The organism is Myxococcota bacterium (assembly GCA_041389495.1).
GTDB lineage: Bacteria > Myxococcota_A > UBA9160 > UBA9160 > UBA4427 > JAWKRT01.
The window spans coordinates 755,936-780,595 of sequence record JAWKRT010000002.1; the positions used below are offsets into that span (position 1 = coordinate 755,936).

Here is a 24,660-nt window from a genome sequence, read left to right on the forward strand (position 1 = left end):
GGTGCGCCGGCCGGCGAGTCGGAGAGTCGGAGCTAGCGGGCGCCGGGCGCCTGCGCGCCGTCCGCGGGCCCGAGCGCGGCGGCGATGTCCGCATCGCTGCAGCCCGCCTCGCGCAGCACGGCCTCGCCGTCCGCTCCGAGCGCGGGTGCGGGCGCCGTGCCCGGCATCGCGTGGCGCGAGAGCTGGAGCGGCGGCGCGACGGTGCGCAGGCCGGCCGCGTCCGGGTCGGGCAGCGCGACGTCGGCGAGCATGCCCATCGCGGCGACCTGCGGGTCGCGCATCGCCTCGCGCAGGGTGCGGACGGGCGCCCAGATCAGCGGGAACGACGCGAGGTGCCGCTCCCAGTGCGCGAGGTCGCGCGCGCCGACGACGCTCGCGATGCGCGCGACGAGCTCCTCGGCGTTGCGGTAGCGCGCGACCTCGTCGCGGAAGCGTTCGTCGCGCTCGAGCTCGGGGAAGTCGAGAGCGCGGCAGAGGGCCGGCCAGTAGCGCTGCGAATCGATCATGACGAGGAACAGGAAGCGCGCGTCGGCGGTGCGGTAGTGGCTCCAGAGCGGGTTGCGCGGCCGCGCGGGGTCGTGCCGCGGCGTGTCGAGGTCGGTCGATGCGACGACGGCGGCATCGTTGCCCGCGACGTAGAGGCCCGTGTGCAGCAGGTCGACGTCGACCTCCTGCCCGACGCCGTCGCGGTCGCGCACGCGCAGCGCGGCGAGGATGCCGCTCGCGAGCGCGAGCGCGGCGGCGTGATCGCCGACGCCGGGCCGCAGGAACGCGGGCCCGGCTCCGACGTCGCGCATCACGTCCATGAGGCCGCTGCGCGCCCAGTAGGCCGTGTAGTCGAAGGCGGGCGTGTCGGCATCGGGACCGCGCGCGCCGTAGCCCGACAGCGATGCGAAGACGAGCCGCGGGTGCGCGGCGCGCAGCGTCGCGGCGTCGAGCCCGAACTTCGCGAGGCGGCGCGGCAGGAGGTTCGTCAGCACGACGTCCGCGCGCGCGATGACGCGGCGCAGCGCGGCGCGCGCCGCGGGGCGCGCGAGGTCGAGCGCGAGCGAGCGCTTGCCGCGGTTGTCCATGTGGAAGTGCGGCGCTTCGCTCATGCCGTGGCGATAGCCGAGGCGCCGCGGGAGCGCGTGCCGCAGCGTCTCGCCGCCGGGCACCTCGACCTTCACGACCTCGGCGCCGAGGTCGGCGAGCAGCGCGCCCGCGGCCGGAACGGCCACGAAGCTCGCGATCTCGACCACGCGGATGCCCGAGAGAGGCGCCGTCACGGCGCGCGACGGTAGCAGCGCGCGGCGCGCCCAACGCCCGTGCGCGGCGCGCCCAACGGGCACGGGCGCGGGGTGTAGACTGCGCGCTCGATCGGAGGTGACCGATGAGCGCAGCCGAACGAGCGCGCGAGGCCGCCGCCTCGCCGAGCCCTCCCGATGCTCCGTCGCCGAGCTGGCAGCCCGGCCCGGACTTCGACCCCGTCACCGCCGAGGTGATCCGCGGCGCGATGGAGACGGTCGCCTACGAGATGGCGACGCACGTCTCGCTCACCGCGAAGACGCCCATCCTGAACCAGAGCAACGAGCGCAACGCGACCATCCTCGACGGGCACGGCCGGCTCGCGGCGCTCTCGGTCGGCATCCCGCAGTTCATGCTGTCGTCGCGCGGGCCCGTGCGCTTCGCGCTCGAGCTGTTCGCCGCCGAGGGGCTGAACGAGGGCGACGTCGTCGTCGCGAACGACCCGTACCACGGCGGTGGACACCTGCCCGACTACAACGTCTTCGCGCCCGTCGTCGCCGACGGCGAGGTCGTGCTGATCGCGTCGATCCAGTGCCACCACGCGGACACGGGGGGCGGTGTCCCCGGCGGCTACAACGCCGAGGCGATCGACATCTGGGCCGAGGGCGTGCGCTTCCCGGCCGTCAAGGTGATCGATCGCGGCGTCGAGCGGCGCGACGTCCTCTACATGATGGAGGCGAACACGCGCACGCCGACCTTCCCGGGCGACATCCGCGCGCAGATCGGCGCCGCGCAGCTCGGCGTGCGACGCCTGCGCGACGTGGTCGCGCGCTACGGCGCGAAGGCCGTGCGCGACGCCGTCGAGCACGCGATCACGCACACGCGCGAGCGCTTCCGGAGCGAGGTCGCGGCCTGGCCCGACGGCGTCTACGAGGCGGACTCGTTCGTCGACCACGACCCGATCGGGAACCCCGACATCCACCTGCACGTGAAGGTGACCGTCGCGGGCGAGCGCATCACGGTCGACTTCACGGGGTCGGATGCGCGCCCGGGCTTGAAGGCCTACTCGGCGCTCGGCAACACGCAGGGCTACGTGGTCGCGCAGCTCGCCGCGATGATGGACCCGTCGATCCCCAAGAACGAGGGCTTCTTCGATTCGATCGAGCTCGTCGCGCCGAAGGGAAGCGTCGTGAACCCGCCCGACGGCGCGACGGTGGCGGCGGGCACGCACCACCCGGGCGTCGAGGTCGGCGAGGTGATCTGCAAGGCGCTCGCGCCCTTCCTCCCGGAGCGCGCGTGCCCGCAGATCTACAAGCTCGGTACGCCGTGCGTGATCGTGGGCCACCACCCCGAGACGGGCGAGCTCTTCTTCGACCACGGCGTCGACTGCCTCGGCGGATACACGAACGCGGTGAAGGGCGTCGACGGCTGGGGCTCGTTCCCGGCCTCGTTCGGCAACATCATCCGCGCGACGACCGAGATCAACGAGTCGATCTTCCCGTTCCGCAACGAGTGCCTCGACTACGCGATCGACAGCGGCGGCGCGGGGCGATGGCGCGGCGGGCCGGGCTCGCGCGTCGAGAAGCGGCTGCTCGCGCCGGCCACGCTCTCGTGCTGGATGGTCGGGATGAAGTACCCGATGCCGGGCTTCGAGGGCGGGGGCGACGGCAGCCCGAACTCGCTCGTCGTGCGCTTCGGCGGGCCGCACGCGCACCGCGTCGACTGCATGGCGAACGCGGTGCCGCACGAGCCGGGCGAGGGCTTCGAGTACTGCTACGGCGGCGGCGGCGGCTTCGGCGACCCGCTCGAACGCGATCCGAGCGCCGTGCTCGACGACGTGCTCGACGAGTTCGTGTCGCCGCGCTCGGCGCGCGACGACTACGGCGTCGTGCTCACCGGGGCGCTCGACGACTACTCGCTCGCGGTCGACGAGGCGGCGACGCGCGCGCTGCGCGCGTCGCTCCGCGGTGCGGCGCGATGAGCGCGGCCGCGCATCCGGGCGCCTACCGGATCGGCGTCGACGTCGGCGGCACCTTCACCGACTTCGTGCTCGTGCGCCCCGACGGCGCGCTCGAGCTGCTGAAGGTGCCCACGACGCTCGACGACCAGAGCCGCGGCGTGATGGAGGGCATCGCGACGCTCGCCGCGCGCAACGGCGCGAGCGCGCGCGAGCTGCTCGCCGCGACCGAGCTCGTCGTGCACGGCACGACCACGGCCGACAACACGATGATCGAGATGAACGGCGCCGTGACGGGCCTCGTCACGACGCAGGGGCACCGCGACACGATCGACGTCCGCCGCGGCTACAAGGAGGACATCTGGGATCCGGCCGTGCCGGCGCCGGTGCCGATCGCGCCGCGCCGCCGCCGCTTCGGCGTCCCCGAACGCCTCGACGCGACGGGGGCGGTCGTGCGGCCGCTCGACGAGGTCGCGACGCGCGAGGCGCTCCGGCGGCTGCGCATGCAGGGTGTCGAGTCGATCGCGGTCTGTCTGCTGTTCTCGTACCTGAACCCGGCGCACGAGCGGCGCGTGCGCGAGCTCGCGCGCGAGGAGTGCCCGGACGCGCGCGTCTCGCTCTCGCACGAGGTGATGCCGAGCGCGCCCGAGTTCGAGCGCACGTCGACGACGCTGATCGACGCGTACGTCGGGCCGCGCGTCGCCGTCTACCTCGAGCGGCTCGGCCGCGCGCTGCGCGGCGCGGGCTATGCGGGCGAGCTGCTCATCATGCAGAGCAACGGCGGCATCACGACGGCCGATCGGCTCGCGGAGCGCGCCGTCTGCGCGATGGGCTCGGGGCCGACGGGCGGCGTCAACGGCGCGTGCGCCGTCGCGCGCCGCGCCGGCGTGCGCGACTTCATCGCGATCGACATGGGCGGGACGAGCTACGAGGTGTGCCTCGTGCGCGGCGGCGAGCCGCGCATCGCGAGCTTCTGGAACTGGCAGCACCGCTACCTGGTCGGGCTCCCGATGATCGAGATGCACTCGATCGGCGCGGGCGGCGGCTCGATCGCGTACGTCGAGGCGGGCGCGCTCAAGGTCGGGCCGCGCAGCGCGAAGGCCGACCCCGGGCCCATCTGCTACGGGCGCGGCGGCACCGAGCCCACGGTCACCGACGCCAACGTCGTGCTCGGCTACCTGAACCCCGACGCGCTCTGCGGCGGCGACTTCAAGCTCACGACCGACGGCGTGCGCAGCGCGATCGCCGCGCAGGTCGCGGAGCCGCTCGGCCTCGACGTCGTCGAGGCGGCGCACGGCATCTTCCGCATCGTCAACGCGAACATGAGCAACGCGATCCGGCGCGTGTCCTCGCAGGCCGGGCAGGACCCGCGCGAGCTCGAGCTCGTCGTGTACGGCGGCAACGGCCCGGTGCACGCCGGCAAGCAGGCGGAGGAGCTCGGCATCGCGCGCATGCTCGTGCCGAAGACGTCGCCCGCGTTCTCGGCGCTCGGCCTGCTGGTCGCCGACTACGTCGTCGACCGCCAGCGCACGCACCTGCGCCCGGCGTCGGCCGCGTCGTCCGACGACGTGAACGCGCTGTTCGACGCGCTCGAGGCCGAGGCGCTGGCCGAGCTCGCGCCGGCGGGCCTGCCGCGCGAGGCGATCTCGTTCGAGCGGTTGCTCCACTTCTGCTACCCGGGACAGACGTTCGACATGGCGGTGCCCGCGGCGCTCACGGGCGCGCGCATGGGCGCGGGCGACGTCGCGCGCTCGGTCGAGGCCTTCCACGACCTGCACGAAGCGATCCACACCTACGCCGCGCGCGACGAGGAGCCGCTCCTGCGACAGGTGCGCGTCCGCGCGCGCGGCGTGACGCGCAAGCCCGCGCTCCCCGGCGCCGCGCCGGCGGAGGCGCCGCTCGAGAGCGCGCTGCGCTCGCGGCGCGCGGCCTGGTTCGACGGCGCCTTCGTCGACACGCCCGTCTACGACGGCGATCGCATCGGCGCGGGCCACGAGATCGAGGGGCCCGCGATCGTCGAGGAGCGCTTCACGACGCTCGTGCTCTACCCCGGCCACCGCGCGCGGCTCGACGAGAACGGGAACTACGCGATCGAGATCCGGAGCGGACGCTGACGCAGGGGAGTCGATGAGTCGATGACGGGGAGCGCACTGGTGATCGGCGGAACGGGCCCGACGGGCCCGTTCATCGTGAACGGCCTGCTCGCGCGCGGGTACGCCGTCGACATGCTGCACAGCGGCCGCAACGAGGTGCCGGAGATCCCGGACGCGGTCGTGCACATCCACACCGACGCGTACGACGCGGCGAAGGTCGCGGACGCGCTCGCCGGCCGCACGTACGACGTCTGCATCGCGACCTACGGCCGGCTGCGGCGCATCGCCGAGGTGACGGCCGGCAGGGTCGGCCGCTTCGTGTCCGTCGGCGGCCTGCCCGCGCTGCGGGGCTACATGAACCCCTTCGCGTACGAGCCAAACGGGTTGCCGGTACCGGCGCGCGTCGACGCGCCGCTCGTCACCGACGAGCGCCTCGACACGAAGGGCTATCGCATCGTGCAGACCGAGCAGGCCGTCTTCGAGCACCAGCCCGAGGCGACGCACTTCCGCTACCCGTACGTCTACGGCCCGCGCCAGCCCGTGCCGCGCGAGTGGCTCGTCGTGCGGCGCATCCTCGACGGGCGGCCGCACATCGTGCTGCCCGACGGCGGGCTCACGCTCCATCACTTCGGCTACTCGGAGAACCTCGCGCACGCCGTGCTGCTCGCGGTCGACCGCCCCGAGCGCTGCCGCGGGCAGGTCTACAACGCGGGCGACGCCGAGATCCCGACGCTGCGCCAGGTCGTCGAGATCGTCGCCGCGGGCCTCGGCCACGACTGGGAGATCGTCGACATGCCGTGGGAGCTCGCGACGCCGGCGCGGCCGCTCGTCACGCAGCCGCTCCCCACGCACCGCGTCGTCGACGTCTGGAAGATGGAGCGCGACCTCGGCTACGCCGACGTCGTGCCTCCGCGCGAGGCGCTCGTGCGCACGGCGAAGTGGCTCGTCGACAACCCGCTCTCGCCCGGGCAGGAATCGCTGCTGCAGGATCCGTTCGACTACGCGGCGGAGGACGCGCTCGTCGCGTGGTGGAAGGGCGTGCTCGCGTCGCGCCCCGGGATCGCGTGGAAGAGCGAGCCCGGCTACGGCATGGCCTACAGCGGCCCGGGCGGCCGGCCCCGCTCGCGCGAGACGTTCGAATAGCGAGGCGCCGCCGCGACGTGCGACGCCCAGCAGCCCGACGCGACGACCGCGCGGCCCGTCGCGTCGCGCGCGTAGGCGTAGACCCAGGCGCCGAGCGAGGGCCGCGCGAGCCGCACCCAGCGCCGCGTGAAGAGCGAGCGCTCGGGGCGCGCGGGCTCGTAGCCTTCGTAGGCGTCGATGCGCGCGAGCACGCGCGCGTCGCGGATGCCGAAGAGCTCCGCCTCGACGAGCCCGTCGCCGGGGACGAGCCCGGGGTAGGCATCGAGGTCGACGAGACGCCCCGCGATGCGACACGCGCCGAGCGGCACGAGCGCGTGCTCGAGGCCGAGCTCGCGGTGGCGCCCGAAGCGCGCGCGCAGCGTTCCGTACACGGCGAGTCGCTCCATCGCGTCCTCGTCGCTAGCGCGCCATCGCCAGCGGGCGGATCGGATCCGCGCCGTCCCACTCGGCCGCGAGCTGGTGCAGCGCGACGAACGACGCCTCGACGGGGTCCGACAGCTCGACGAGCTCGACGATCGCGCCGGGCGCGCCCTCCGTCCGCAGGTACGTGAAGCGGATCGAGCCGCCGAGCGAGCCCTGCTGGCCGATGCGGTAGCCGGCCGCGAGCGCGCGCTCGAGCCGCGCGTCGTAGTCGCGGCGGAAGAAGCCGAGGTGGTGCTGTCCGAAGCGGCCGGCGTCGATCGCCTCCCGGTACATCGACGGCGCGCCGTTGTGCTGCTCGATCAGCTCGATCTGCGTGCGGCCCGAGTAGGCGATCGCGAGGCTCATCTCGACGGGCGAGGGCGCGCCGTCGACGCGGAAGTCGTCGGGACGCACGTGCGGGATCACGAACCACGGCCCGACGCCGAGCGTCTCGGCCCAGTACGTCGCGGCGGACTCGAGGTCGCGCACCACCCACGCCACCTGGTCGACCGGCCCGAACAGTCGGCTCATGCGCTCGCTCGCCTCCCCTCGATGCTAGTCGCGCGTCTCGAGCGGGACGCCGAAGCGCTTCACGTAGTCGGCGAAGCGCTCGCGGACGCTCTCCTCGGTCATGCCGAAGTCGCGCGGGTCGTAGCGGTGCCGGCCGAAGGCGCTCTGCGGGCGGTGGCGCATCCAGGCGCGCATGCGCGCCTCGTGCAGCGGCATGAGCTCCTCGCCGAAGTGGGCGTAGAGGCCGCGCACCGCCTCGACCGGGTCGTCCATCAGGTCTTCGTAGAGCAGGTGGTGGCACCACGCCCGGCCGGCCTGGCGGTCGTCGAACGCGAGGCCGCGCCCGACCGCGAGGTGGAGCTTGCCGAGCCACGCGGCGCCCACGTCCGCCGGGTCGACCGACTTCATCCACGTGCGGTGGAACGCGGTGTTCAGGCTCGCGACCGAGGGAATCACCTTCGCGGGGTCGCGGTGCGTCCAGACGAGGCGCGCGTCGGGGAAGTGCTCGAGCAGCGCGTCGAGCGCCCACAGGTGGTTCGGCGTCTTGAGCGCCCAGCGATCCGTCGGGATCGTCGACTGCAGCACCTGGAGCGCGAGCTTCTCGATCGCGTAGGCGGAGCGCATGTCGCACTGCTCGAGCCAGCGTCCGTAGCTCGGGACGAGCGCCTGCGTCTCGAAGCCGAGGCTGCGGAAGTCGAGCATGTGGAGCGGCACGCACTCCTCGGGAAGCGAGGCGCCGAGCGGGTGCATCGCCGGGAGCGGCGGGATCAGCTTCGCGGTCTGCACGTACTGCTTCGCCGCCGCGGCGATGCGCGGGTCCTCCTCGCGCGTCGCGAGCTCGGGCGGCGGCACGAGTGTTCCGGCCTCCCACGCGCGCAGCGAGCGCGAGCGCGGGTCGAGGTCGAGCAGCTGCGAGAGGAGCGTCGTTCCGGTGCGCGGCATGCCGAGCACGACGAACGGCGCGGTGACCCGCTCGTCGCGCACCTCGGGATGGCGGCGGGCGTGATCGACGAGGCGCAGGCGCCGCGCGAGCGTCGCGACCAGCATCTCCCGCTGCGCGAGCCGCCCGAAGGTGTGGAGGTTCGCCTCCCCGTCGAGCGCGGCGGCGAGCGCCTCGAGCCCGTCGCGGAAGGCGCCGTCGCCGAAGTCGTCGACCCCCTCGCGCCGGACGGCCGCCTCGATCGCCGCCTCGGCGCGGAGCGCGGGGCGCCCCGACCCCGGAACGAGCGATCCGACCGTGTTGAGCGCGCGGAGCGGGAGCGGGAGCGCGCGCGGGCCGGCGTCGCGAAAGGTCCACGCGCGCGGCGCGCCGCCCTTCGGTTGCACGGATGTGTTCGCCGCGGCGGTCATGGGCGCGCAGTCTACACCCACGCCCGCGGGCGCGCGGAGTAGGCTATGTGCCCGTCGCGCACCGGACCGTGCGCCGCGCGCGACGCATCTGCCCCTCGGAGGCCCCGGTCCGTGAACGAGCCCCTCCTGTTGCCGCGCCCGCGATCGTGGCGCTGGACGGGGCGCGGCGACGCCGCGCTCTCGGCCGAGCCGCGCGTCGAGCGCGACGCGTCGCTCCCGCCCGAAGGCTTCGCGATCGAGGCCGACGCGCTCGGCGTCGAGATCCGCCACGCCGACGCCGCCGGCCTCCGCTACGCGCGTCGCGCCCTCTCCCAGCTCCGCGAGCACGAAGGCGCGCTCGCGTCGTTCGCGCTGTCCGACGCGCCCGACTTCCCGGTGCGCGGCTACATGCTCGACATCAGCCGCGACCGCGTGCCGACGCGCGCGACGCTCGAGCGCATCGTCGCCCTGCTCGACCTGCTCCGCATCAACCACTTCGAGCTCTACACCGAGCACACGTTCGCGTTCCGCGACCACGAGGTCGTCTGGCGCGACGCGTCGCCGATGACGCCCGACGACCTCCGCTGGCTCGACGCGCTGTGCGCGCAGCGCGGCATCGAGCTCGTCGCGAACCAGAACACGTTCGGCCACATGGCGCGCTGGTTGAAGCACGATGCCTACGTCGCGCGCGCCGAGACCCCCGACGGCTGGCGCACGTCGACCGGCGCGTTCCTCAAGCCCGCGGTGCTCGCGCCGACCGAGGACAACGCGCGCTTCGCGCTCGACCTCGTGCGCGAGGTGCTCGCGTGCTTCCACAGCCGGCGCGTCCACATCGGGTGCGACGAGACGTTCGAGCTCGGCAAGGGGCGCAGCCAGGCCGACGTCGCGGCGCGCGGGCGCGAGCGCGTGTACCTCGACCATCTGAAACGGCTCGTCGCCGGCGCGCACGCGATGGGGGCCGACGTGCTCTTCTGGGGCGACATCCTGCGCGGCCATCCGGAGCTCGTCGCCGAGCTCCCGCGCGAGCGCACGACGGCGCTCGCGTGGTGGTACGAGGCGCCCGTCGACGCGCCGCACCTGCCGGCCTCGATGCGCGAGCTCGCGACCGACTTCGGCTTCTCGGAGAAGGCGCAGCGCGGGTTCGCCGGCCACGTGCCGGCGTTCGTCGAGGCCGGGCTCCCGTTCTGGGTGTGTCCCGGCACGTCGACGTGGAACAGCTTCGTCGGGCGCTGGAGCAATGCGCGCGCGAACCTGCTCGACGCCGCGGACGTCGGACGCGCGCAGGGCGCCTCGGGCTACCTCGTCACCGACTGGGGCGACAACGGCCACATGCAGCCGCCGAGCGCGAGCTGGCTCCCGCTCGCCTACGGCGCGGCCGTCGCGTGGTGCGGCGAGCGCAACCGCGACCTCGACGTCGCCGCCGCGCTCGACGCCTACGTGTTCGGCGACCTGCGCGGCCGCCTCGGGCGCGCGCTCGAGCGCGCGGGCGACGCGTACCTCGGAACCGGCAAGCTGGCGTTCAACGCGAGCCCGCTGTTCGCGGCGGTCGTCGGCGACGGGTTGATGGGGTCGTTCGGCGCCCCCGATGCGGCGGCGCTGCGCGCGACGATCGCCGTGCTCGAGGACGCGATGTCCGACGTCGACGCCGCGATGCCCGCGTGCGCCGACGGCCCGGTCGTGAAGCGCGAGCTCGCCCAGGCGATCCGGCTGGCGCGCCACGGCGCCTATCGACTCGTGCGCGAGTCCGGCGAGGCGCGGCCGACCGATGCCGAGCTGCGGCTCGACCTCGAGGACGCGATCGACGAGCAGGCCGCGTGCTGGCGCGCGCGGAGCCGCGAGGGCGGGCTCGAGGACAGCCTCGCGCGCCTGCGGAAGACGCTCGCGACGTACGGACGCTAGGCGTCGCGCGTCGCGGTCGCGGCCGGCGCGCCGCGACCGATGCGCCTCGGACGGCGCGCCGCGCGCGGCCCATCGCGCGCGGCCCATCGCGCGCGGCAAATCGCGCGCGGCGAAGACGGGAGGTCGACGGATGACGAAGGACGAGCTGCTCGCGCGGGTGCGCGCCGCGCTGCCGGCCCTCGAGGCGCAGGCGGCGGCGAGCGAGACGCTCCGCCGGCCGACGGACGCCGCGATCGCGACGCTCGAGGAGACCGGCATCTTCCGCATGCTCGTGCCGAAGGTGCGCGGCGGCTACGAGCTCGACGTCGACGCCTTCCTCGAGTGCGCGCTCGCGCTCGGCGAGGCCGACATGTCGCTCGCGTGGGTGGCCGCCTTCCTCGTCGAGCACAACTGGCTGTTCTGCCAGTACCCGGAGAGCTTCCAGCGCGAGCTCTTCGACGGCCGCACCCACGTGCTGGCGCCCGCCGCGATCCACGGCGAGTCGACGGTCGCGGAGGACGGCGACGGCTATCGCCTCTCGGGTCGCTGGCGCTGGGCGAGCGGCGCGATGCACGCGACGTGGGCGATGGTCGGCGCGGTCGCGCCGGGCGACGTCGCACCGGGCTTCTTCGCGCTCCCGATGGAGGACGTCGAGATCGACGACGTCTGGCACGTCGACGGGCTGTGCGGCACCGGGAGCAACGACCTCGTCGTGCGCGACGCGTTCGTGCCGCGCGATCGCGTGCTGTCGCTCGCGTCGATCGCGTCGGGGCAGGGCGAGGGGGCGCGGCTCTACGACGCGCCCGTCTACGCGTCGCCGATGGTGGTCGTGCTGATGACGGCGGCGGGATCGCCGATCGTCGGGCAGGCGCGCAGCGTCGTGCGCCGCTTCCGCGACAAGACGGTCGCGCGCACGCGCATGGGCGGCGTCCGCTCGGAGCGCGACAAGACGACGATCCAGCTGCGGCTCGCGCTCGCGGACGCGGCGGTGCGCGAGGCGGAGCTCGTCCTGCGCGACGTCGTCGCGGATCTCATGGAGCGGCGCGCCACGGCGACGCTCGCGGATCGCGCCCGCTGGGCGCTCGGCATCACGCGCGCCGTGCACGGCGCGCGCGGTGCGATCCAGACGATCCTCGAGGCGAGCGGCGGGAGCGCGCACTTCCGCGACGACCCGCAGCAGCGCGCGCTGCGCGACGCCAACGTCTGCGTCTCGCACGTCGCGTTCGACTGGGACGGGCGCCACGAGCTGCACGGCCGGCTGGCGCTCGGCCTCGAGCCGCAGGCCCTCCTGGTCTGATTCGCGGCGGTCGGGCCGGGCGAACGACCCGGTTCGGGTCACGCGCCCGCCCGGCTCGCGGCGATCGGGTGGGGCGCCGGGACGCGCTCGCTCCCGAACCACTCGCGCCCCGTCGCCGGCCGGCGTTCGGCGGTACGATCGGCGCTCGGAGTCCGGCGCGGCGGCGCATGCGAGTGCACGCGCGCGCGCCGGTGGCGGAGGGCCGGCGGTGGAGGCGTTTTCCCCGGACGCGCAGGCGCCGCTCGCGGTCGACGCGCGCGCGTGCTGCCACAAGCTGATCGGTCAGCTCTTCGAGCTCGTCGCCGAGACCGACGAGCAGCTCCACTTCACGTACGTGAGCCCGAAGTTCCAGGCCGCGCTCGGCTACAGCTCCGACGAGCTCGTCGGCACGTCGGTCCTCGACCTCGTTCACCCCGACGATCGCACCGCATCGAGCGAGTGGATCGCCGACTTCGCGCGCGACCGTCACCTGCACGCGACCTCGCGCGCGCGACACCGCGACGGCCACTGGCTCACGTTCGACTGGCGCACCGAGTCGGTGCGGCTGCCCGACGGCGAGGTGCGCTTCCTGTCGTGCGCGCTCGACGTCACGGAGCGCGCGCGCGCCGACCAGCGGCTGCGCGACCTCGTCGCTTCCGTGCCCGACGCGCTCGTCGTCTCCGACGCGTCCGGCATCGTGCAGCTCTTCAACGAGCGCGCGGCCGCGATGTTCGGCCGGCGGGCGAGCGACGTCGTCGGTCGGCGGCTCGCGGAGGTCGCCTCCGCGGTGAGCCCCGCGCACTTCGGACCCGACGCGGAGTCGCCGAGCCCGCTCGTGCGCGGCGACGCCGAGGGCTGCGACCTGTGCGGCGAGGTCCGGTGCGTGCGCCGGGACGGCACGGAGTTCCCGGCCGAGGTGCGCGCGAGCCGTATCGGCGAGGGCGAGGACGGGATGCTCGCGATCGCGGTGCGCGACGTGAGCTCGCGCGTCGAGGCCGACGCGGAGCGGCGGCGCGTGGCCGAGCAGCTGCAGCGCGTCCAGAAGCTCGAGAGCCTGGGAACCCTCGCGGGCGGCATCGCGCACGACATCAACAACATGCTGGGCGCGATCCTCAACTACGCCAACGTCGCGCTGATCCGCGCGGGCTCGGACCCGCTCGCACGCACGGCGCTCGGCGAGACGAAGGAGGCCGTGCACAAGATCGCCGGCCTGTGCGCGCAGCTCGTCAGCTATGCGGGGCGCGGGCGCGCGGCGATGGAGCCGGTCGACCTCTCGCGCGACGTCGCGTCCGCGAGCGCCATGGTGCGCGCGGCCGTCGACCGGCGCGCGACGCTCGTCTGGTCGCTCGCGTCCTCGCTGCCGGCGATCGAGGCCGATCGCTCGCAGCTCCACCAGCTGCTCCTGAACCTCGTGCTCAACGCGTCGGAGAGCCTCGACGGCCGTCCGGGAACGATCGAGGTGCGCACCGCCGTCGTCGAGGTCGACGACGACCTGCGCGCCGAGCTCGAGTTCGCCGACGCGCTGCGCGGCCCGCGCTGCGTGCTCCTCGAGGTCGCGGACACGGGCTCGGGCATGAGCGACGAGTCGGCGCAGCGCCTGTTCGACCCGTTCTACAGCACGAAGGGCGAGGGGCGGGGGCTCGGGCTCGCCGTCGTGCTCGGCATCGTGCGCCGTCACGGCGGTGCGATCCGGCTCGCGCGCGGCGACGCCGGCACGCGCATCGGCGTGCTCTTCCCGGCGATCGACGGCGAGGCGGGCGCGCCGCGCGACCGGCGCGCGGACCGCGCAGCGGCCGTCGCCGCGCGCCCGCGGACCGTGCTCGTGGTCGAGGACGAGGAGCCGCTGCGTCGCTCGGTGGTCACGCTGCTCGAGGGAGCGGGCTTCCGGGTGCTCGCGGCGGGGGACGGCTACGAGGCGCTCGCCGCGTTCGCGGAGCGCCCCGGCGAGATCGACGTCGCCTTCCTCGACCTCTCGATGCCCGGCATGTACGGCACGGACGTCGCGCGCGAGATGCGCAACGTGCGCGAAGACCTGCCGATCGTGTTCGTGAGCGGGCTGCCCGAGACGCTCGCCGGCGAGATGTACGGCGACGTGTCGCGCGCGGCGTTCCTGCAGAAGCCCTACGACATCGAGGACGTCGTCGCGCGACTCAACGAGGAGATCGCGGCCAGGGCTTGAGCTTCTCGAGCAGCTCGGCCTGCGAGCGCACCTCGAGCTTGAGGAAGATGCTCTTCAGGTGCCGGCGCGCCGTGTGCGGGCTGATCCCGAGCCGCGTCGCGATCGTCGAGACGCGGTAGCCCTCGGCGAGATAGGTCGCGATCTCGTGCTCGCGCGGCGTGAGCCCGCAGCTCGCGAGGAAGTCCGCGAGGCGTGTTGCGCTCGCCGCGGCGGCGTCCTCCGCGTCGTCGGCGGGCGCTCCGCCGCGCGACCCCATGCCCTCCGCGATGTCGTGGAGCTGCGCGTCCATGTCGCTCAGGTCCTCGCGCATGCGCGCGACCGCCGAGCGCATGCGCCGCGTCTCGAGCGCGCGCTCGAGGCGCCGCGTGAGCTCGTCCTGGTCGAACGGCTTGACCAGGTAGCCGACGAACTGGTTGTCCACGGCCTCGACCGCCGTGTCCACCGACGGATATCCCGTCACGAGGATGATCGCGGGGCTCGAGGACGTGCCGGCGGCGCGGCGCGCGAACTCGAGGCCGGCGTTCCCCGGCATGCAGATGTCGGCGATCACGACGTCGAAGGGTTCGGACTCGAGCGCGGCCATCGCCTCGTCGACGGTCGAGGCCGCGACACAGGGATAACCCGAGGCTTCGAGCAGGAGCGCGGTGGACGTCCGGAAGGCGTGCTCGTCGTCCACCAGCAGGACGTTCGGCTTGCGGCGCGATTCCGGCGGGCTCATCATCGTCGGCGGCAGATGTCCTCGCGTGGTGGGCATCGTTCGGGCGGACTGGCTGGGCATGAGGCTGCTCTTCGCTGCGTTTTCACGCGAGACTAGGCCAGCTCCGGCATCGGAGAATGACCCATTTCGGTCAGTCTGGTCTTCCCGGCGGTGATGGTGAACCCGGACGCCGACGACCGCTTCGCGATCATCGAGGTGCTCGACCGCTACGCGGACGTCCTCGACGCCCGCGACTGGGCGCGGCTCGACGACGTCTTCGCGCCGGACGTCGAGATGGACTTCGGCGCGTGGACGGCGCGCGGCGTCGACGCGGTGCGCGCGCGCATCCGCTCCTATCTGGATGGGTGCGGCCCGAGCCAGCACCTGCTCGGGAACTACCGGATCGAGCTCGACGGTGAGCACCCGGGGCGGGCGCGCTCGCGCTGCGCGATCCGCGTGATGCACGTCGGCCGGGGAGCGCGCGCGCACGTCACCTACGAGATGATGGGCGAGTACGCCGACGAGCTCGTGCGCACGCCGGCGGGCTGGCGGATCGCCCGCCGTCGCGCGCGCGCACACATCCAGCTCGGCGATCCTTCGATCCTCGGCCCGGGCGACGCCTAGCGGCGGCGTCGCCGCGCGGCGCGGTCACGCGCCCGCGCGCGCCTCGAAGGCCGCCTTGTACTGCGCGCGCGAGCGCGTCGCCGTGTCGACGCCGGTCGCGCGCGCGCGCAGCGCGCCGACCGTCGCGTCCTCCTTGGCCACGTGGCGGAACGGGTCGTAGCGCAGGAAGCGGATCGCGTTCTCGAACCCGATCTTGTCCGCCTCCTCCTTCGTCGCGCCGCACGCGACGAGCTTCTCGTACATGTCCTCGGGCGCCGTCGGGAAGATGCAGTCGCTGTGCGGGTAGTCGGTCTCGAACGCGATGTTGTCGATGCCGACGCGGTCGCGCAGCAGCAGGCCCGACGGGTCGCTGATGAAGCAGGCGAGGAAGTGGCGCCGGAAGGTCTCGGTCGGAGTGAGGCCGCCGAGGTCGCTGTTCGTCCAGCGCTGGTTCTCGTAGTGGCGCTCCATGCGGTCGAGGAAGCCGGGGATCCAGGAGGTGCCGCCCTCCGACAGCGCGATCTTGAGGTCGGGGAACTTCTGCAGCACGGGGCTCCACAGCCAGTTCGCCAGCGTCGGGATGGCGGCCCACGTCGGGATCGTCATGCGCGCGTCGATCGGGTTCGCGGGATGGCCGGGCAGCCCGAGGCCGTCGGCCGCGATGTGGATGGCGAGCGCGACGCCCTCGTCGCAGCAGGCCGCGAAGAACTCGTCCCATGCGCCGGTGTGGTGGCTGGGGAACCCGAGGTCCGACGGATCCTCGCTGAAGGTGATCGCCGTGCAGCCCTTGCGCGCGATGCGCCGCACCTCCTCGGTGGCGAGCTTCGGATCCCAGATTGCGGGCAGCGCGAGCGGGACGAAGCGGCCGGGGTGGCTGCCCGCCCACTCGTCGATCGCCCAGTCGTTGTAGGCGCGCACGGTCGCGATCGCGAGGTCCTTGTCGTCGACCTGCGCGAAGAACCGCCCGCTGAACGCGGGGAACGACGGGAAGCACATCGAGGTGAGGATGCCGTTGCGATCCATGTCGCGAACGCGCTCGTTCACGTCGTAGCAGCCGGGTCGCACCTCGGCGAGCGTCGCCGGGTCGAAGCCCCATTCGTCCTTGGGCAGCGTGACGACCGCGTTGATGAACGTCGTCGTCGAGCGCCCGCCCTCCCAGGCCCACGTCTGCGCGGAGCCCGCGGAGTCGAAGACGAGCTGCGGGCAGCGATCCTTGTACTTCGCGGGGATGTGCGCGTCGAACAGGCCCGGGGGCTCGATGATGTGGTCGTCGACGCTGATCAGGACGAGGTCGTCGACGGTGTACGAGGGGCGAGCCGTGCTCTGGGCCATGTCTGCCTCCGTGCGGGTGCGCGATCCGCGAAGAGCGTATCAGCCGGTCGCCGGGGGTTGCGTACGGGATTCGGGAGGCGTTCCCGGCCGGGCGTCGTCCGCGTCCTCGATGGAGCGGACGCGCGCGAGGTCCGCCGGAAGCGAGCGCGCGGCGGCGAAGTAGCCCGCCGCCGCCACGAGGGCGAGACCCGAGACCACGGCCATCGAATAACGAATGGCCTGCGCGCCGTACGCCGGCCCGAGTGCGACGTTGAGCTGCCCGACGAGCGTCGGCCCGACGCCCTGCCCGACGAGCGTGAACACCATGGACCAGATCGCGTGCGCCATCGCGCGCATGTGGCCGAGCGACAGGCTCTGCGCCACCGCCGACGTCGGCGGCGAGTAGAAGCCGCCGAGGAGTGCGCCGCCGGCGAGGAAGAGGAACGCGACGGGCGTTCCGCCGGCGAGGCGCGCGTCGGCGGGCCACAGCAGGAACGCGACGAGCAGCGGCGCGCACGCCGCGTTGCCGATCGCGCACACCCAGAGGGGCCAGCGCACGTCGCGCCGGCCGAGCCGGTCGGCGAGCCAGCCGCCGAGCCACGCGCCGCCGGCCGCCGGGAGCGCGCTGAACAGGAAGAGCTGCAGGCCCGCGTCGCGCAGGGCGAAGCCGAAGACGCGCTCGAGCAGCACGGGCTCCCACATGTTGCGCCCGAGCGACGCCATGCCGGCGAAGCTCGCCGCGCCGACGAGCCGGCCGTAGGTCGGCAGCCGGAACAGGTGGCGCGCGGCGTCGAGCGGGCTCGCGCTGGCGGCGCGCGCGCTGCGCGGCGGCTCGCGCAACGTGAAGCGCACGAGCAGCGCGACGAGCACGCCGGGCGCGCCGATCGCGACGAGCGTCGTGCGCCAGCCGTACGCCTGCGCGAGCGCGCCGCCGGCGACGAGGCCGACGCCGATGCCCATGAGCGCGCCGAGCGTGAGCGCGGAGAGCGCGCGCGAGCGCAGGTGCGGCGGCGCCGTGTCGGTGAGCAGCGAGGCCGAGGGCGGCGAGCCCGCCGCCTCGCCGATGCCCACGCCCATGCGCGTCGCGAAGAGCTGGCCAAAGCCTTGCGCGGCGCCGCCGAGTGCCGTCATGCCGCTCCACACGAACAGGCCGAAGGCGATGATCGTGCGTCGCGCCGTCCGGTCGGCGAGCCACGCGAACGGCAGGATGGCGACGAAGTGGACGACCGCGAACGAAGGGCCGAGCAGCCATCCGAGCTGCGCGTCGGACAGCCCGAGGTCGCGCTCGATCGACGTCGCGAGGATGGACACGACCATCCGGTCGACGACGTTGAACACCGCGACGAGGAACACGACGAACATCGCGTACGCGACGTACGCGCTCGAGTAGGCCCCGGTTTCCCGTCGCACCCCGCGCTCCTCCCGGGATAGGATCATGCCTTCGCGCGCAGCGGAGAGGGAGAACTTCATGGGCTTCGAGGGCATCGAGGGCAGGGTCGCGATCGTCACCGGGGCCGGCGGCGGAATCGGCGAGGCGTACGCACGCGGCTTCGCGCGCGAAGGCGCGAAGGTGGTCGTCGCGGAGATCGATGTCGAGGGCGGCGAGCGCGTCGCGAAGTCGATCCGAGACGGCGGCGGCGAGGCGGTCTTCGTCCGCACGGACGTCGGCTCGGAGGAGTCGACGCAGGCCGCGGCCCAGGCCGCCGTCGACGCGTTCGGCGGCATCGACTTCCTCGTGAACAACGCCGCGATCTTCAAGGACATGAAGCTGTCGAGCCTGCTCCACGTGGACTGGGACTACTACAAGCACTTCATGAACGTGAACGTCGACGGCGCGCTGCTCATGGCGCGCGCGTGCTGGGGCTCGATGAAGCAGCGCGGCGGCGGCTCGATCGTGAACCAGTCGTCGACGGCGGCCTACATGGGTGTCGGCTACTACGGCATGTCGAAGCTGGCCGTGAACGGCCTGACGCAGGCGCTCGCGCGCGAGCTCGGCCCGCACGGCATCCGCGTGAACTCGATCGCGCCCGGGCCGACGGAGACCGAGGCCCTCAAGAAGACGACGCCGGTCGAGTTCCAGAAGCAGCTCGTCGCGACGCTGCCGCTCGCGCGGCTCGGCCAGCCCGAGGACATGGTCGGGACGTGCCTGTTCCTCTGCTCGACCGCCTCGGCCTGGGTGACGGGCCAGGTGATCGCCGTCGACGGCGGCCAGATCGTGCGCCCCTGACGCACGCTTCCGTCCTCTCGCCGCTCACGCGTCGAGCGCGACGTCGTCGAGCTCCTCGCGCCGCGCGGCGGCGAGCACGTCGCGCGCCGCATCGGCGTTCATCGCGGCGATGCCGATCCCGACGACCACGTCGGGCCAGTGCGAGAGCGTCGCGGCGGTGAGCGCGCCCGCCGCGATGATGGCGACGTTCGCGGCGGCGTCGTTGCGCGCCGAGAGCCATGCCGCGCGCGAGAGGCTGCTCGCCTCGTTGCGCCAGCGGGCGAGCAGGAGCGCGCACGTCGTGTTCACGACCAGCGCGCCGCCGCCGCCGAGCGTGAGCGGAACGGCCGCCGGCGCCTCGGCCGTCGAGACCTTCTCGAGCACCGCCCACAGCGCGGCGACCGCCGGCACGAGCAGCAGCATCGCGAGCCCGCGGCCCGTGCGCGCGCGGGCGCGCGCCGTCCATCGCGTCGCGAGCAGGATGAGCACGTTGACCGCCGCGTCCTCGAGGAAGTCGATGCTGTCGGCGAACAGCGAGACGGCGCCGATCGACCAGGCGATCGCGAACTCGACCGCGAAGTAGGCGAGGTTCAGGGCGGCGACGGTCGCGACGACCCGGCGGAAGGCGTGGGCGTGGGCGCGCGCGTCCATCGCCGAACGACGCTCGCCTCAGCCCTCGAGCGGGACGTCGTAGCGCTCGCGGTAGAACGCGAAGCGCTCGACCTCCCGCTCGCGCTCGAGGCCGACCGCTTCGAGCGAGTACGCGTGCGCGCCGTGCGCGCCGCGCGGGCGCCGGGCGACGTACTCCTGCATGCGCGCGAGCACGTCGTCGCGCAGGTCCCAGCCGGCCCGCCCGTACACCGCGCGGATCGTTCCCGGCAGGTCGCGCATGAGGTCGTGGTAGCGGACGTCGACGACCTGCGCGGCCGGAATGCGCCCGTCCGCGCGCTTCTCGATCTCCTGCTGCAGCATGTGCGCGTTGCCGCGGGCGACGCGCGGGCCCGCATCGCTCACGTCGACCCCCTCGCAGCGCATGCGCCGCAGCGTCCCCATCAGGTTGATCATCGACGGCAGCGACTTCAGCGGGTCGCGGTGGATGCGGATCACGAGCGCCTGCGGGTAGACGGCGAACAGGTCCTCGAGCAGCCCGAGGTGGCTCGGCGCCTTGAGTCCCCAGCGCGTGCAGCCCCCGGTTCCGCGCGTCTGCAGCGTCTTCAGCACGCGCTCGTGGAAGCGGTACATGGGCCGGTGGTCGGCCTTGAACAGGCGCGCGTCGTAGGACGGGACGACGTGCGTGCCGCCCCAGTGATCGGACGCGAACGTGTTGAGCGTGATGAACATGCACTCGTTCGGGAGGTCGCCCGAGTTCGCGTGCATCGTCGCGTACTCGGGGGCGAGGTCCTGCATCAGCACGGTCTCGTCGTCGCCGGCCTGGCGGAGCGCGTCGTCGCGCGTCGCCTCGGCGGGGTGCAGCATCTCCCACATCGCCGGGCAGCGCGCCGCGGGGTCGAGGCTCAGGAGCTCGGAGAGGATCGACGTCCCCGAGCGCGCCATGCCGACGACGAAGGTCGGCCGCAGGAGCTCGCGCTCGAGCACCTGCGGCTCGCGCTTCCAGAGATCGAAGAGCAGCAGCCGGTTGCGCAGGCAGCGAAGCAGGTCGTGGCGCACGAGCAGGCGCCCGACGAGGTGGAGGCGCGACTCGCGTTCGAGCGCGTCGACGAGCAGCTCGTACCACTCGCGCCAGTCGCCGTCGCCGAAGTCGTCGAGCCCGCCCGTCGAGGCGATGGCCGTCTCGAGGAGCTCGCCGGGGTCGAGGCTCACGAGGTGACGCTCGCCGCCGACCGCGGCGCCGTGGGCGATCAGCCGCCGCAGCCAGTCCGGCCGCGGCGGCGGGCTCCAGGTCACGTCGCGCGCCCGCGCGCCCGCGCTGCTCGCCGCGCGCGCTCCCCGCTCACAGGTAGCGGCTCCAGAACGCCTCGCGTCGCGCGCGAAGCCGCGCGCGACGCTCGTCGGGCGAGACGACCGGATGGCCCGCCGGCAGGCGCGCGCGCACCGCGTCGACCTTCATCACCTCGCCCGTCGGCTCGGGGCTCGTCGACGCCCACACCCATCGATAGGCGAAGAGGCCGTTGCGCCGCCCCTCCGTGTCGATCCAGTTCGGGACGCCCGGGTCGCGCGCGGCGAGCACGACGCGCAGGCGGCCGTCGTCGTCGACGTGGAGCTGGTGGCCGGACAGGCTCACCTGGCGGTTCGCGAAGTCGCCCGATTCGAGCCACGTCATCGTGTGGATGCAGAAGTTGTAGTACTGGGCCTCGGGCTCCTCGCACGTGAACAGCAGGGCCTCGTCGTCGGCGAGATCCCAGAAGCAGCTCCCGTACTTGATGTTGTCGGCGCCGCCCGGCGTCGAGCGCGCCGCCGCGACGGCGTTGGGCGTCGCGCGCTCGAAGGACTTCCACGTGTACCGGTTCCAGTAGGCGGCCGACTTCGCGACCCAGTCGACCGCGCGGTCGAGACCGGCGGCGACGGCCGCGGGCTCGGGCGGCGGCGGAGGCTCGCCCTCCGCGCCGATGCGCTCGATGTGCAGCACGGGCGACGCGTCGTTCACCCAGTCGCTCAGGTAGACGCGCACCTGGAAGAGGCGCGCCTGGTCGTGCATCGGCATCCAGTTCGCGGCGCCGGCCGGGCGCTCCTTCGCGATCACGAGCTCGAGCTCGCCGTTCGGACCGAGCGTCCAGTCGTCGAGCGTCTGCTCGCTGAACACGCCGTACTGCGCGAGCTGCATGTCGCCCTCCTGCAGGGAGGCGATGATCTGGCGCATGCCCGTGAGGTCGCCCCACACGCGGTAGGCGTGGGCCGGGTCGATGCGCGCGCGCAGGTAGGTGTTGTCGGGGTTCGGGCCGCCCCACTGCGTGTGCGGCTCCTCGTAGCGGCAGAGCTGCGGGAACAGCGGGTCGCCGCACTCGATCTCCATGCGCATGGCGTAGGCGAGCAGGCGCGTGAGGTAGCGGTATCCCTCGGCGCGGTCGCGCGGCGCGCTCGGGAACGCGTCGCTCGTGAGCGACTCGCCCACGGCCTTCAGTCGATCGCAGAAGTCGCGCCAGGCCTCGCCCGACTCGAGATCGCGCGCGCGCGCGTCGTCGTCCATGCCCCGTCCTCGCTCGTCGCGCGCGCCGGCGCGTCGCGGCGTCGCAGCATACACGCGCGCGCGCCGCGTCGGGTCGCGGACGGTGGAGGCGCAGCGGTCCTATCGGGTGGGGCGGGGAGCGAGCGCGGGCGCGCTCGCGCGTCGGCGCCGCTCGGGCGGCGTGCCCGCGAGCGCGAGGCCGACGAGCCCGGCGAGCATGAGCGCGAACGCGCTCGGCTCGGGGACGACCTGGAAGTCGTCGATCAGGGCGCGGTCGCTCCCGACGGGCGCGAAGACGTGGACGCGCTGGATCGGCACGTCCGACCACGCGCCGGCGAAGCCGCGCCGGGCGAAGCCGCCGAGCGCGACCTGGTTCGGGATCGTGAACGACGCGAGCAGCGAGTCGGAGGCGTCGTAGACCTCCATCGTCCAGTCCACGTCGAGCGCGTTGATCGCGAAGCCGAACGCCGAGACCGCGGTCGTGAACACGAAGTCGAAGTCGTTCGGCGTGTTGTAGTTGGTGTCGAGCGCGATGCCCGTGGTCCCGAACTGCGACGCGAACTGGTCGTCGAACCAGAGCTGGCCGTTGTTCGCGGTGATCGTGAGCTCGCCGCCCATGACGGTGGTCGACGTGAAGAAGGTGTCGTCGGCCTGGTCGTCGAAGTCGTAGCTCGTCGAGCCCGAGAGCTGGGGGGCCGAGGCCGACCCGAGGAAGATCGTGAGCGCGCGCGCGTCGCCGACGAGCAGGCAGACGAACGCGGCGGTGGCGGTGGCGAGGTGCGAGATGCGCATGGGGGGGCTCCGGGATCCGCTGCGTGACGCGGGGCACACAGCGACCTCTTCCGGGCTCGACTTGAGGTGCGCGGTGCGGCGATCTCGGCGTCCGCGACGTCGCCCGCAGGCCGCGCGTGTCGGGCGCGAGGAGCGGATGCACCGCGCGTGCAGGCCGACCGCAGGGAGGCCCTCGGCAGCGTTCGCACCGGGCTGGACGACGCCGAGCCTCATCGCATAAGGTCCGCGCCATGACGCAGAACCCGCCCCCTCCGATCGACGCAAGGGAGGCGCAGGTGCGCCTCACCGCGCCCGGTGCTCCGTTCGAGATCGTCGAGGAGGACGTCCTCGGCGAGCGCCTCCCCGTGTACAAGGCGCGCGTGCGCTCGCTGCGCGAGCTGCTGCAGCGCTCCGCCGCGCACGGCGACACGACCTACTTCGTCTTCGACGACGGCCGCCGCGTGACGTACGCCGAGCACCTGCGCGTCGTCGCGTCGGTCGCCGCCGCACTGCGCGACCGCTACGGCGTCGGCAAGGGCGACCGCGTCGCGATCCTCGCCGCGAACTGCCCGGAGTGGATCGTCACGTACTGGGCGGCGACGTCGCTCGGCGCGATCGCGGTCGGCATGAACGGCTGGTGGGCGGCCGACGAGATCGCGTACGGCATCGAGCTGTCCGAGCCGAAGGTGCTCGTCGCCGACGAGCGCCGCCTCGCGCGACTCGAGGGCAGGGACCCGGGCGTCCCGACGGTGGTCGTCGAACGCGATTTCGCCGCGCTCTGGAACCACGACCCGCAGGCGTCGCTCCCCGACGTCGCGATCGCCGAGGACGACCCGGCCGTCATCCTGTTCACGAGCGGCACGACCGGTCGCCCCAAGGCGGCCGTGCTCTCGCACCGCTCGATCGTCGCATTCGTGATGACGAGCTTCTTCCTCGGTGCGCGCCGGGCGATGACGGAGCCGTCGGGCGGAAAGCCGGGCGCGTCGCTCGCCGTCTACCCGCTCTTCCACGTCTCGGGAATGTTCGGCTCGACGACGACGGGCCTCGCCGCCGGGACGACCTCCGTCTGGCCGACCGGGCGCTTCGACGCGCGCAAGGTGATCGAGCTCTCGAAGCAGCACGACATCACGGCGTGGACCGGCGCGGCGACGCACATCTTCCGCCTGCTCGACGCGGTCGACGACCCGTCGGTCGAGTTCGACACGGGCGTGTTGTCGAGCATCGGGATCGGCGGCTCGGCGACGACGCCCGAGCTGATCCGCCGCACCGAGGAGCGCGTCCCGCAGCTGCGCGGCACGTTCGGCTCGGGCTACGGGTCGACGGAGACGGGCGCGCTCGTCTCCTACGCGAACAACGCGATGCTCAAGGCCGACCCGACGTGCGTCGGCCCGCTGCTCCCGACGGTCGCCGTGCGCATCCTCGACGACGAGGGCAAGGACGTCGCGGAAGGCGTCGACGGCCACATCTACGTGCGCAGCCCGCTCGTGATGCTCGGCTACTGGCGCAACGACGAGGCGAACCGCAAGACGCTCCGGCCGGGCCGTTGGCTCGACACGGGCGACTTCGGCCATCTCGTCGGCGACGTCCTCCACCTCGCGTCGCGCAAGCGCGACCTCATCCTGCGCGGCGGCGAGAACGTGTACCCGGCCGAGATCGAGAACCGCCTCGAGTCGCACCCGGACGTCGCGGAGGTCGCGGTCGTCGGCGTCGACCACGTCGAGCTCGGGCAGGAGGTGAAGGCGATCGTCGTCCCGCGCGCGGGTGCGCGCCCCGACCCCGAGGCGCTGCGCGCCTTCGTCGCCGAGAAGCTCGCCTACTACAAGGTCCCGCAGTACGTCGAGCTGCGGAGCGAGCCCTTGCCGCGCAACGCCACCGGCAAGGTGATGAAGCACGTGCTCACCGGCGAGGCCGAGAACACGTTCGTCGAGGAGTAGGCTGCGCCAGGCGCCGGCGC

Annotated in this window: 20 protein-coding genes; 9 read left to right on the top strand and 11 right to left on the bottom strand. The window is 73.5% G+C overall.

The annotated features are described in order from the left end of the window. Window positions 1-32: 32 nt before the first annotated feature. Window positions 33-1,268, bottom strand: a complete 1,236-nt coding sequence (locus tag R3E88_14085; GenBank protein MEZ4217609.1) for a CoA transferase — start codon at window positions 1,266-1,268, stop codon at window positions 33-35. Between the two features lie 104 nt (window positions 1,269-1,372). On the opposite strand from R3E88_14085, the gene R3E88_14090 reads away from it, so the two are divergent. The 3 genes from R3E88_14090 to R3E88_14100 are packed head-to-tail and all read left to right on the top strand — an operon-like array spanning window position 1,373 to window position 6,420. Continuing rightward, window positions 1,373-3,208, top strand: coding sequence for a hydantoinase B/oxoprolinase family protein (locus R3E88_14090; GenBank protein ID MEZ4217610.1), 1,836 nt, complete (start codon window positions 1,373-1,375; stop codon window positions 3,206-3,208). Beyond that, entirely contained in the window at window positions 3,205-5,298 is a 2,094-nt protein-coding gene (locus R3E88_14095) for a hydantoinase/oxoprolinase family protein (GenBank protein ID MEZ4217611.1), read from the top strand. Before R3E88_14090 ends, R3E88_14095 begins: the two co-directional genes overlap by 4 nt. A 21-nt stretch (window positions 5,299-5,319) precedes the next feature. Further along, window positions 5,320-6,420 (top strand): NAD-dependent epimerase/dehydratase family protein, encoded by a 1,101-nt coding sequence (locus R3E88_14100; protein MEZ4217612.1) that lies wholly within the window; start codon window positions 5,320-5,322, stop codon window positions 6,418-6,420. On the opposite strand, the gene R3E88_14105 is transcribed toward R3E88_14100, so the two are convergent. Genes R3E88_14105 through R3E88_14115 form a run of 3 tightly spaced genes read right to left on the bottom strand, consistent with a single transcriptional unit; the run spans window position 6,372 to window position 8,682 of the window. Beyond that, the gene (locus R3E88_14105; GenBank protein ID MEZ4217613.1) at window positions 6,372-6,806 is read right to left on the bottom strand and encodes a gamma-glutamylcyclotransferase family protein; all 435 of its coding nucleotides are present in this window, start codon (window positions 6,804-6,806) and stop codon (window positions 6,372-6,374) included. The genes R3E88_14100 and R3E88_14105 overlap by 49 nt on opposite strands. 13 nt (window positions 6,807-6,819) lie before the next feature. Next, the gene (locus R3E88_14110; GenBank protein ID MEZ4217614.1) at window positions 6,820-7,353 is read right to left on the bottom strand and encodes a VOC family protein; all 534 of its coding nucleotides are present in this window, start codon (window positions 7,351-7,353) and stop codon (window positions 6,820-6,822) included. Window positions 7,354-7,377: 24 nt separating this feature from the next. Then, entirely contained in the window at window positions 7,378-8,682 is a 1,305-nt protein-coding gene (locus R3E88_14115; GenBank protein ID MEZ4217615.1) for a sulfotransferase, read from the bottom strand. A gap of 111 nt (window positions 8,683-8,793) precedes the next feature. Between R3E88_14115 and R3E88_14120 the strand changes: the two genes are divergently transcribed. The 3 genes from R3E88_14120 to R3E88_14130 all read left to right on the top strand — a co-directional run bounded on the left by R3E88_14120 (window position 8,794) and on the right by R3E88_14130 (window position 13,994). Beyond that, the gene (locus R3E88_14120; protein MEZ4217616.1) at window positions 8,794-10,560 is read left to right on the top strand and encodes a family 20 glycosylhydrolase; all 1,767 of its coding nucleotides are present in this window, start codon (window positions 8,794-8,796) and stop codon (window positions 10,558-10,560) included. 130 nt (window positions 10,561-10,690) lie between these two features. Then, a complete protein-coding gene (locus R3E88_14125) occupies window positions 10,691-11,836 on the top strand; it encodes a hypothetical protein (protein ID MEZ4217617.1) in 1,146 nt (381 codons plus the stop codon). 208 nt (window positions 11,837-12,044) lie between these two features. Further along, window positions 12,045-13,994 carry a PAS domain S-box protein gene (locus tag R3E88_14130; protein ID MEZ4217618.1) on the top strand — a complete coding sequence of 650 codons (1,950 nt, stop codon included), beginning with the start codon at window positions 12,045-12,047 and terminating at the stop codon, window positions 13,992-13,994. Here R3E88_14130 and R3E88_14135 read toward each other — a convergent pair. Continuing rightward, the gene (locus tag R3E88_14135; protein ID MEZ4217619.1) at window positions 13,966-14,715 is read right to left on the bottom strand and encodes a response regulator transcription factor; all 750 of its coding nucleotides are present in this window, start codon (window positions 14,713-14,715) and stop codon (window positions 13,966-13,968) included. The two genes, R3E88_14130 and R3E88_14135, sit on opposite strands and share 29 nt — an antisense overlap. A gap of 153 nt (window positions 14,716-14,868) precedes the next feature. On the opposite strand from R3E88_14135, the gene R3E88_14140 reads away from it, so the two are divergent. Further along, window positions 14,869-15,315 (top strand): nuclear transport factor 2 family protein, encoded by a 447-nt coding sequence (locus tag R3E88_14140; GenBank protein ID MEZ4217620.1) that lies wholly within the window; start codon window positions 14,869-14,871, stop codon window positions 15,313-15,315. Between the two features lie 24 nt (window positions 15,316-15,339). Here R3E88_14140 and R3E88_14145 read toward each other — a convergent pair whose 3' ends face one another. Further along, complete coding sequence (locus R3E88_14145; GenBank protein ID MEZ4217621.1) at window positions 15,340-16,626, bottom strand: amidohydrolase family protein; 1,287 nt, start codon at window positions 16,624-16,626, stop codon at window positions 15,340-15,342. Window positions 16,627-16,665: 39 nt separating this feature from the next. Continuing rightward, window positions 16,666-18,015 carry an MFS transporter gene (locus R3E88_14150; GenBank protein ID MEZ4217622.1) on the bottom strand — a complete coding sequence of 450 codons (1,350 nt, stop codon included), beginning with the start codon at window positions 18,013-18,015 and terminating at the stop codon, window positions 16,666-16,668. A 58-nt stretch (window positions 18,016-18,073) separates the two neighbouring features. Between R3E88_14150 and R3E88_14155 the strand changes: the two genes are divergently transcribed. Continuing rightward, entirely contained in the window at window positions 18,074-18,832 is a 759-nt protein-coding gene (locus R3E88_14155) for an SDR family oxidoreductase (GenBank protein MEZ4217623.1), read from the top strand. 24 nt (window positions 18,833-18,856) lie between these two features. Here the strand turns inward: R3E88_14155 and R3E88_14160 are convergent, their stop codons facing one another. The 4 genes from R3E88_14160 to R3E88_14175 all read right to left on the bottom strand — a co-directional run bounded on the left by R3E88_14160 (window position 18,857) and on the right by R3E88_14175 (window position 22,727). Then, window positions 18,857-19,462, bottom strand: a complete 606-nt coding sequence (locus tag R3E88_14160; protein ID MEZ4217624.1) for a cation transporter — start codon at window positions 19,460-19,462, stop codon at window positions 18,857-18,859. 18 nt (window positions 19,463-19,480) lie between these two features. Next, complete coding sequence (locus R3E88_14165) at window positions 19,481-20,716, bottom strand: sulfotransferase (GenBank protein ID MEZ4217625.1); 1,236 nt, start codon at window positions 20,714-20,716, stop codon at window positions 19,481-19,483. Between the two features lie 46 nt (window positions 20,717-20,762). Then, a complete protein-coding gene (locus R3E88_14170; GenBank protein MEZ4217626.1) occupies window positions 20,763-21,956 on the bottom strand; it encodes a hypothetical protein in 1,194 nt (397 codons plus the stop codon). A 99-nt stretch (window positions 21,957-22,055) separates the two neighbouring features. Then, window positions 22,056-22,727, bottom strand: coding sequence for a hypothetical protein (locus R3E88_14175; protein ID MEZ4217627.1), 672 nt, complete (start codon window positions 22,725-22,727; stop codon window positions 22,056-22,058). Window positions 22,728-22,957: 230 nt separating this feature from the next. On the opposite strand from R3E88_14175, the gene R3E88_14180 reads away from it, so the two are divergent. After that, the gene (locus tag R3E88_14180; protein ID MEZ4217628.1) at window positions 22,958-24,640 is read left to right on the top strand and encodes a class I adenylate-forming enzyme family protein; all 1,683 of its coding nucleotides are present in this window, start codon (window positions 22,958-22,960) and stop codon (window positions 24,638-24,640) included. Window positions 24,641-24,660 lie beyond the last annotated feature (20 nt).

What these genes read in the sequence shown, in the direction of transcription:
- R3E88_14090 (MEZ4217610.1), top strand. Translation starts at nt 1,373, where the DNA reads ATGAGCGCAGCCGAACGAGCGCGCGAGGCCGCCGCCTCGCCGAGCCCT.
- R3E88_14095 (MEZ4217611.1), top strand. Translation starts at nt 3,205, where the DNA reads ATGAGCGCGGCCGCGCATCCGGGCGCCTACCGGATCGGCGTCGACGTC.
- R3E88_14100 (MEZ4217612.1), top strand. Translation starts at nt 5,320, where the DNA reads ATGACGGGGAGCGCACTGGTGATCGGCGGAACGGGCCCGACGGGCCCG.
- R3E88_14105 (MEZ4217613.1), bottom strand. Translation starts at nt 6,806, where the DNA reads ATGGAGCGACTCGCCGTGTACGGAACGCTGCGCGCGCGCTTCGGGCGC.
- R3E88_14110 (MEZ4217614.1), bottom strand. Translation starts at nt 7,353, where the DNA reads ATGAGCCGACTGTTCGGGCCGGTCGACCAGGTGGCGTGGGTGGTGCGC.
- R3E88_14115 (MEZ4217615.1), bottom strand. Translation starts at nt 8,682, where the DNA reads ATGACCGCCGCGGCGAACACATCCGTGCAACCGAAGGGCGGCGCGCCG.
- R3E88_14125 (MEZ4217617.1), top strand. Translation starts at nt 10,691, where the DNA reads ATGACGAAGGACGAGCTGCTCGCGCGGGTGCGCGCCGCGCTGCCGGCC.
- R3E88_14135 (MEZ4217619.1), bottom strand. Translation starts at nt 14,715, where the DNA reads ATGATGAGCCCGCCGGAATCGCGCCGCAAGCCGAACGTCCTGCTGGTG.
- R3E88_14145 (MEZ4217621.1), bottom strand. Translation starts at nt 16,626, where the DNA reads ATGGCCCAGAGCACGGCTCGCCCCTCGTACACCGTCGACGACCTCGTC.
- R3E88_14155 (MEZ4217623.1), top strand. Translation starts at nt 18,074, where the DNA reads ATGGGCTTCGAGGGCATCGAGGGCAGGGTCGCGATCGTCACCGGGGCC.
- R3E88_14160 (MEZ4217624.1), bottom strand. Translation starts at nt 19,462, where the DNA reads ATGGACGCGCGCGCCCACGCCCACGCCTTCCGCCGGGTCGTCGCGACC.
- R3E88_14170 (MEZ4217626.1), bottom strand. Translation starts at nt 21,956, where the DNA reads ATGGACGACGACGCGCGCGCGCGCGATCTCGAGTCGGGCGAGGCCTGG.
- R3E88_14175 (MEZ4217627.1), bottom strand. Translation starts at nt 22,727, where the DNA reads ATGCGCATCTCGCACCTCGCCACCGCCACCGCCGCGTTCGTCTGCCTG.
- R3E88_14180 (MEZ4217628.1), top strand. Translation starts at nt 22,958, where the DNA reads ATGACGCAGAACCCGCCCCCTCCGATCGACGCAAGGGAGGCGCAGGTG.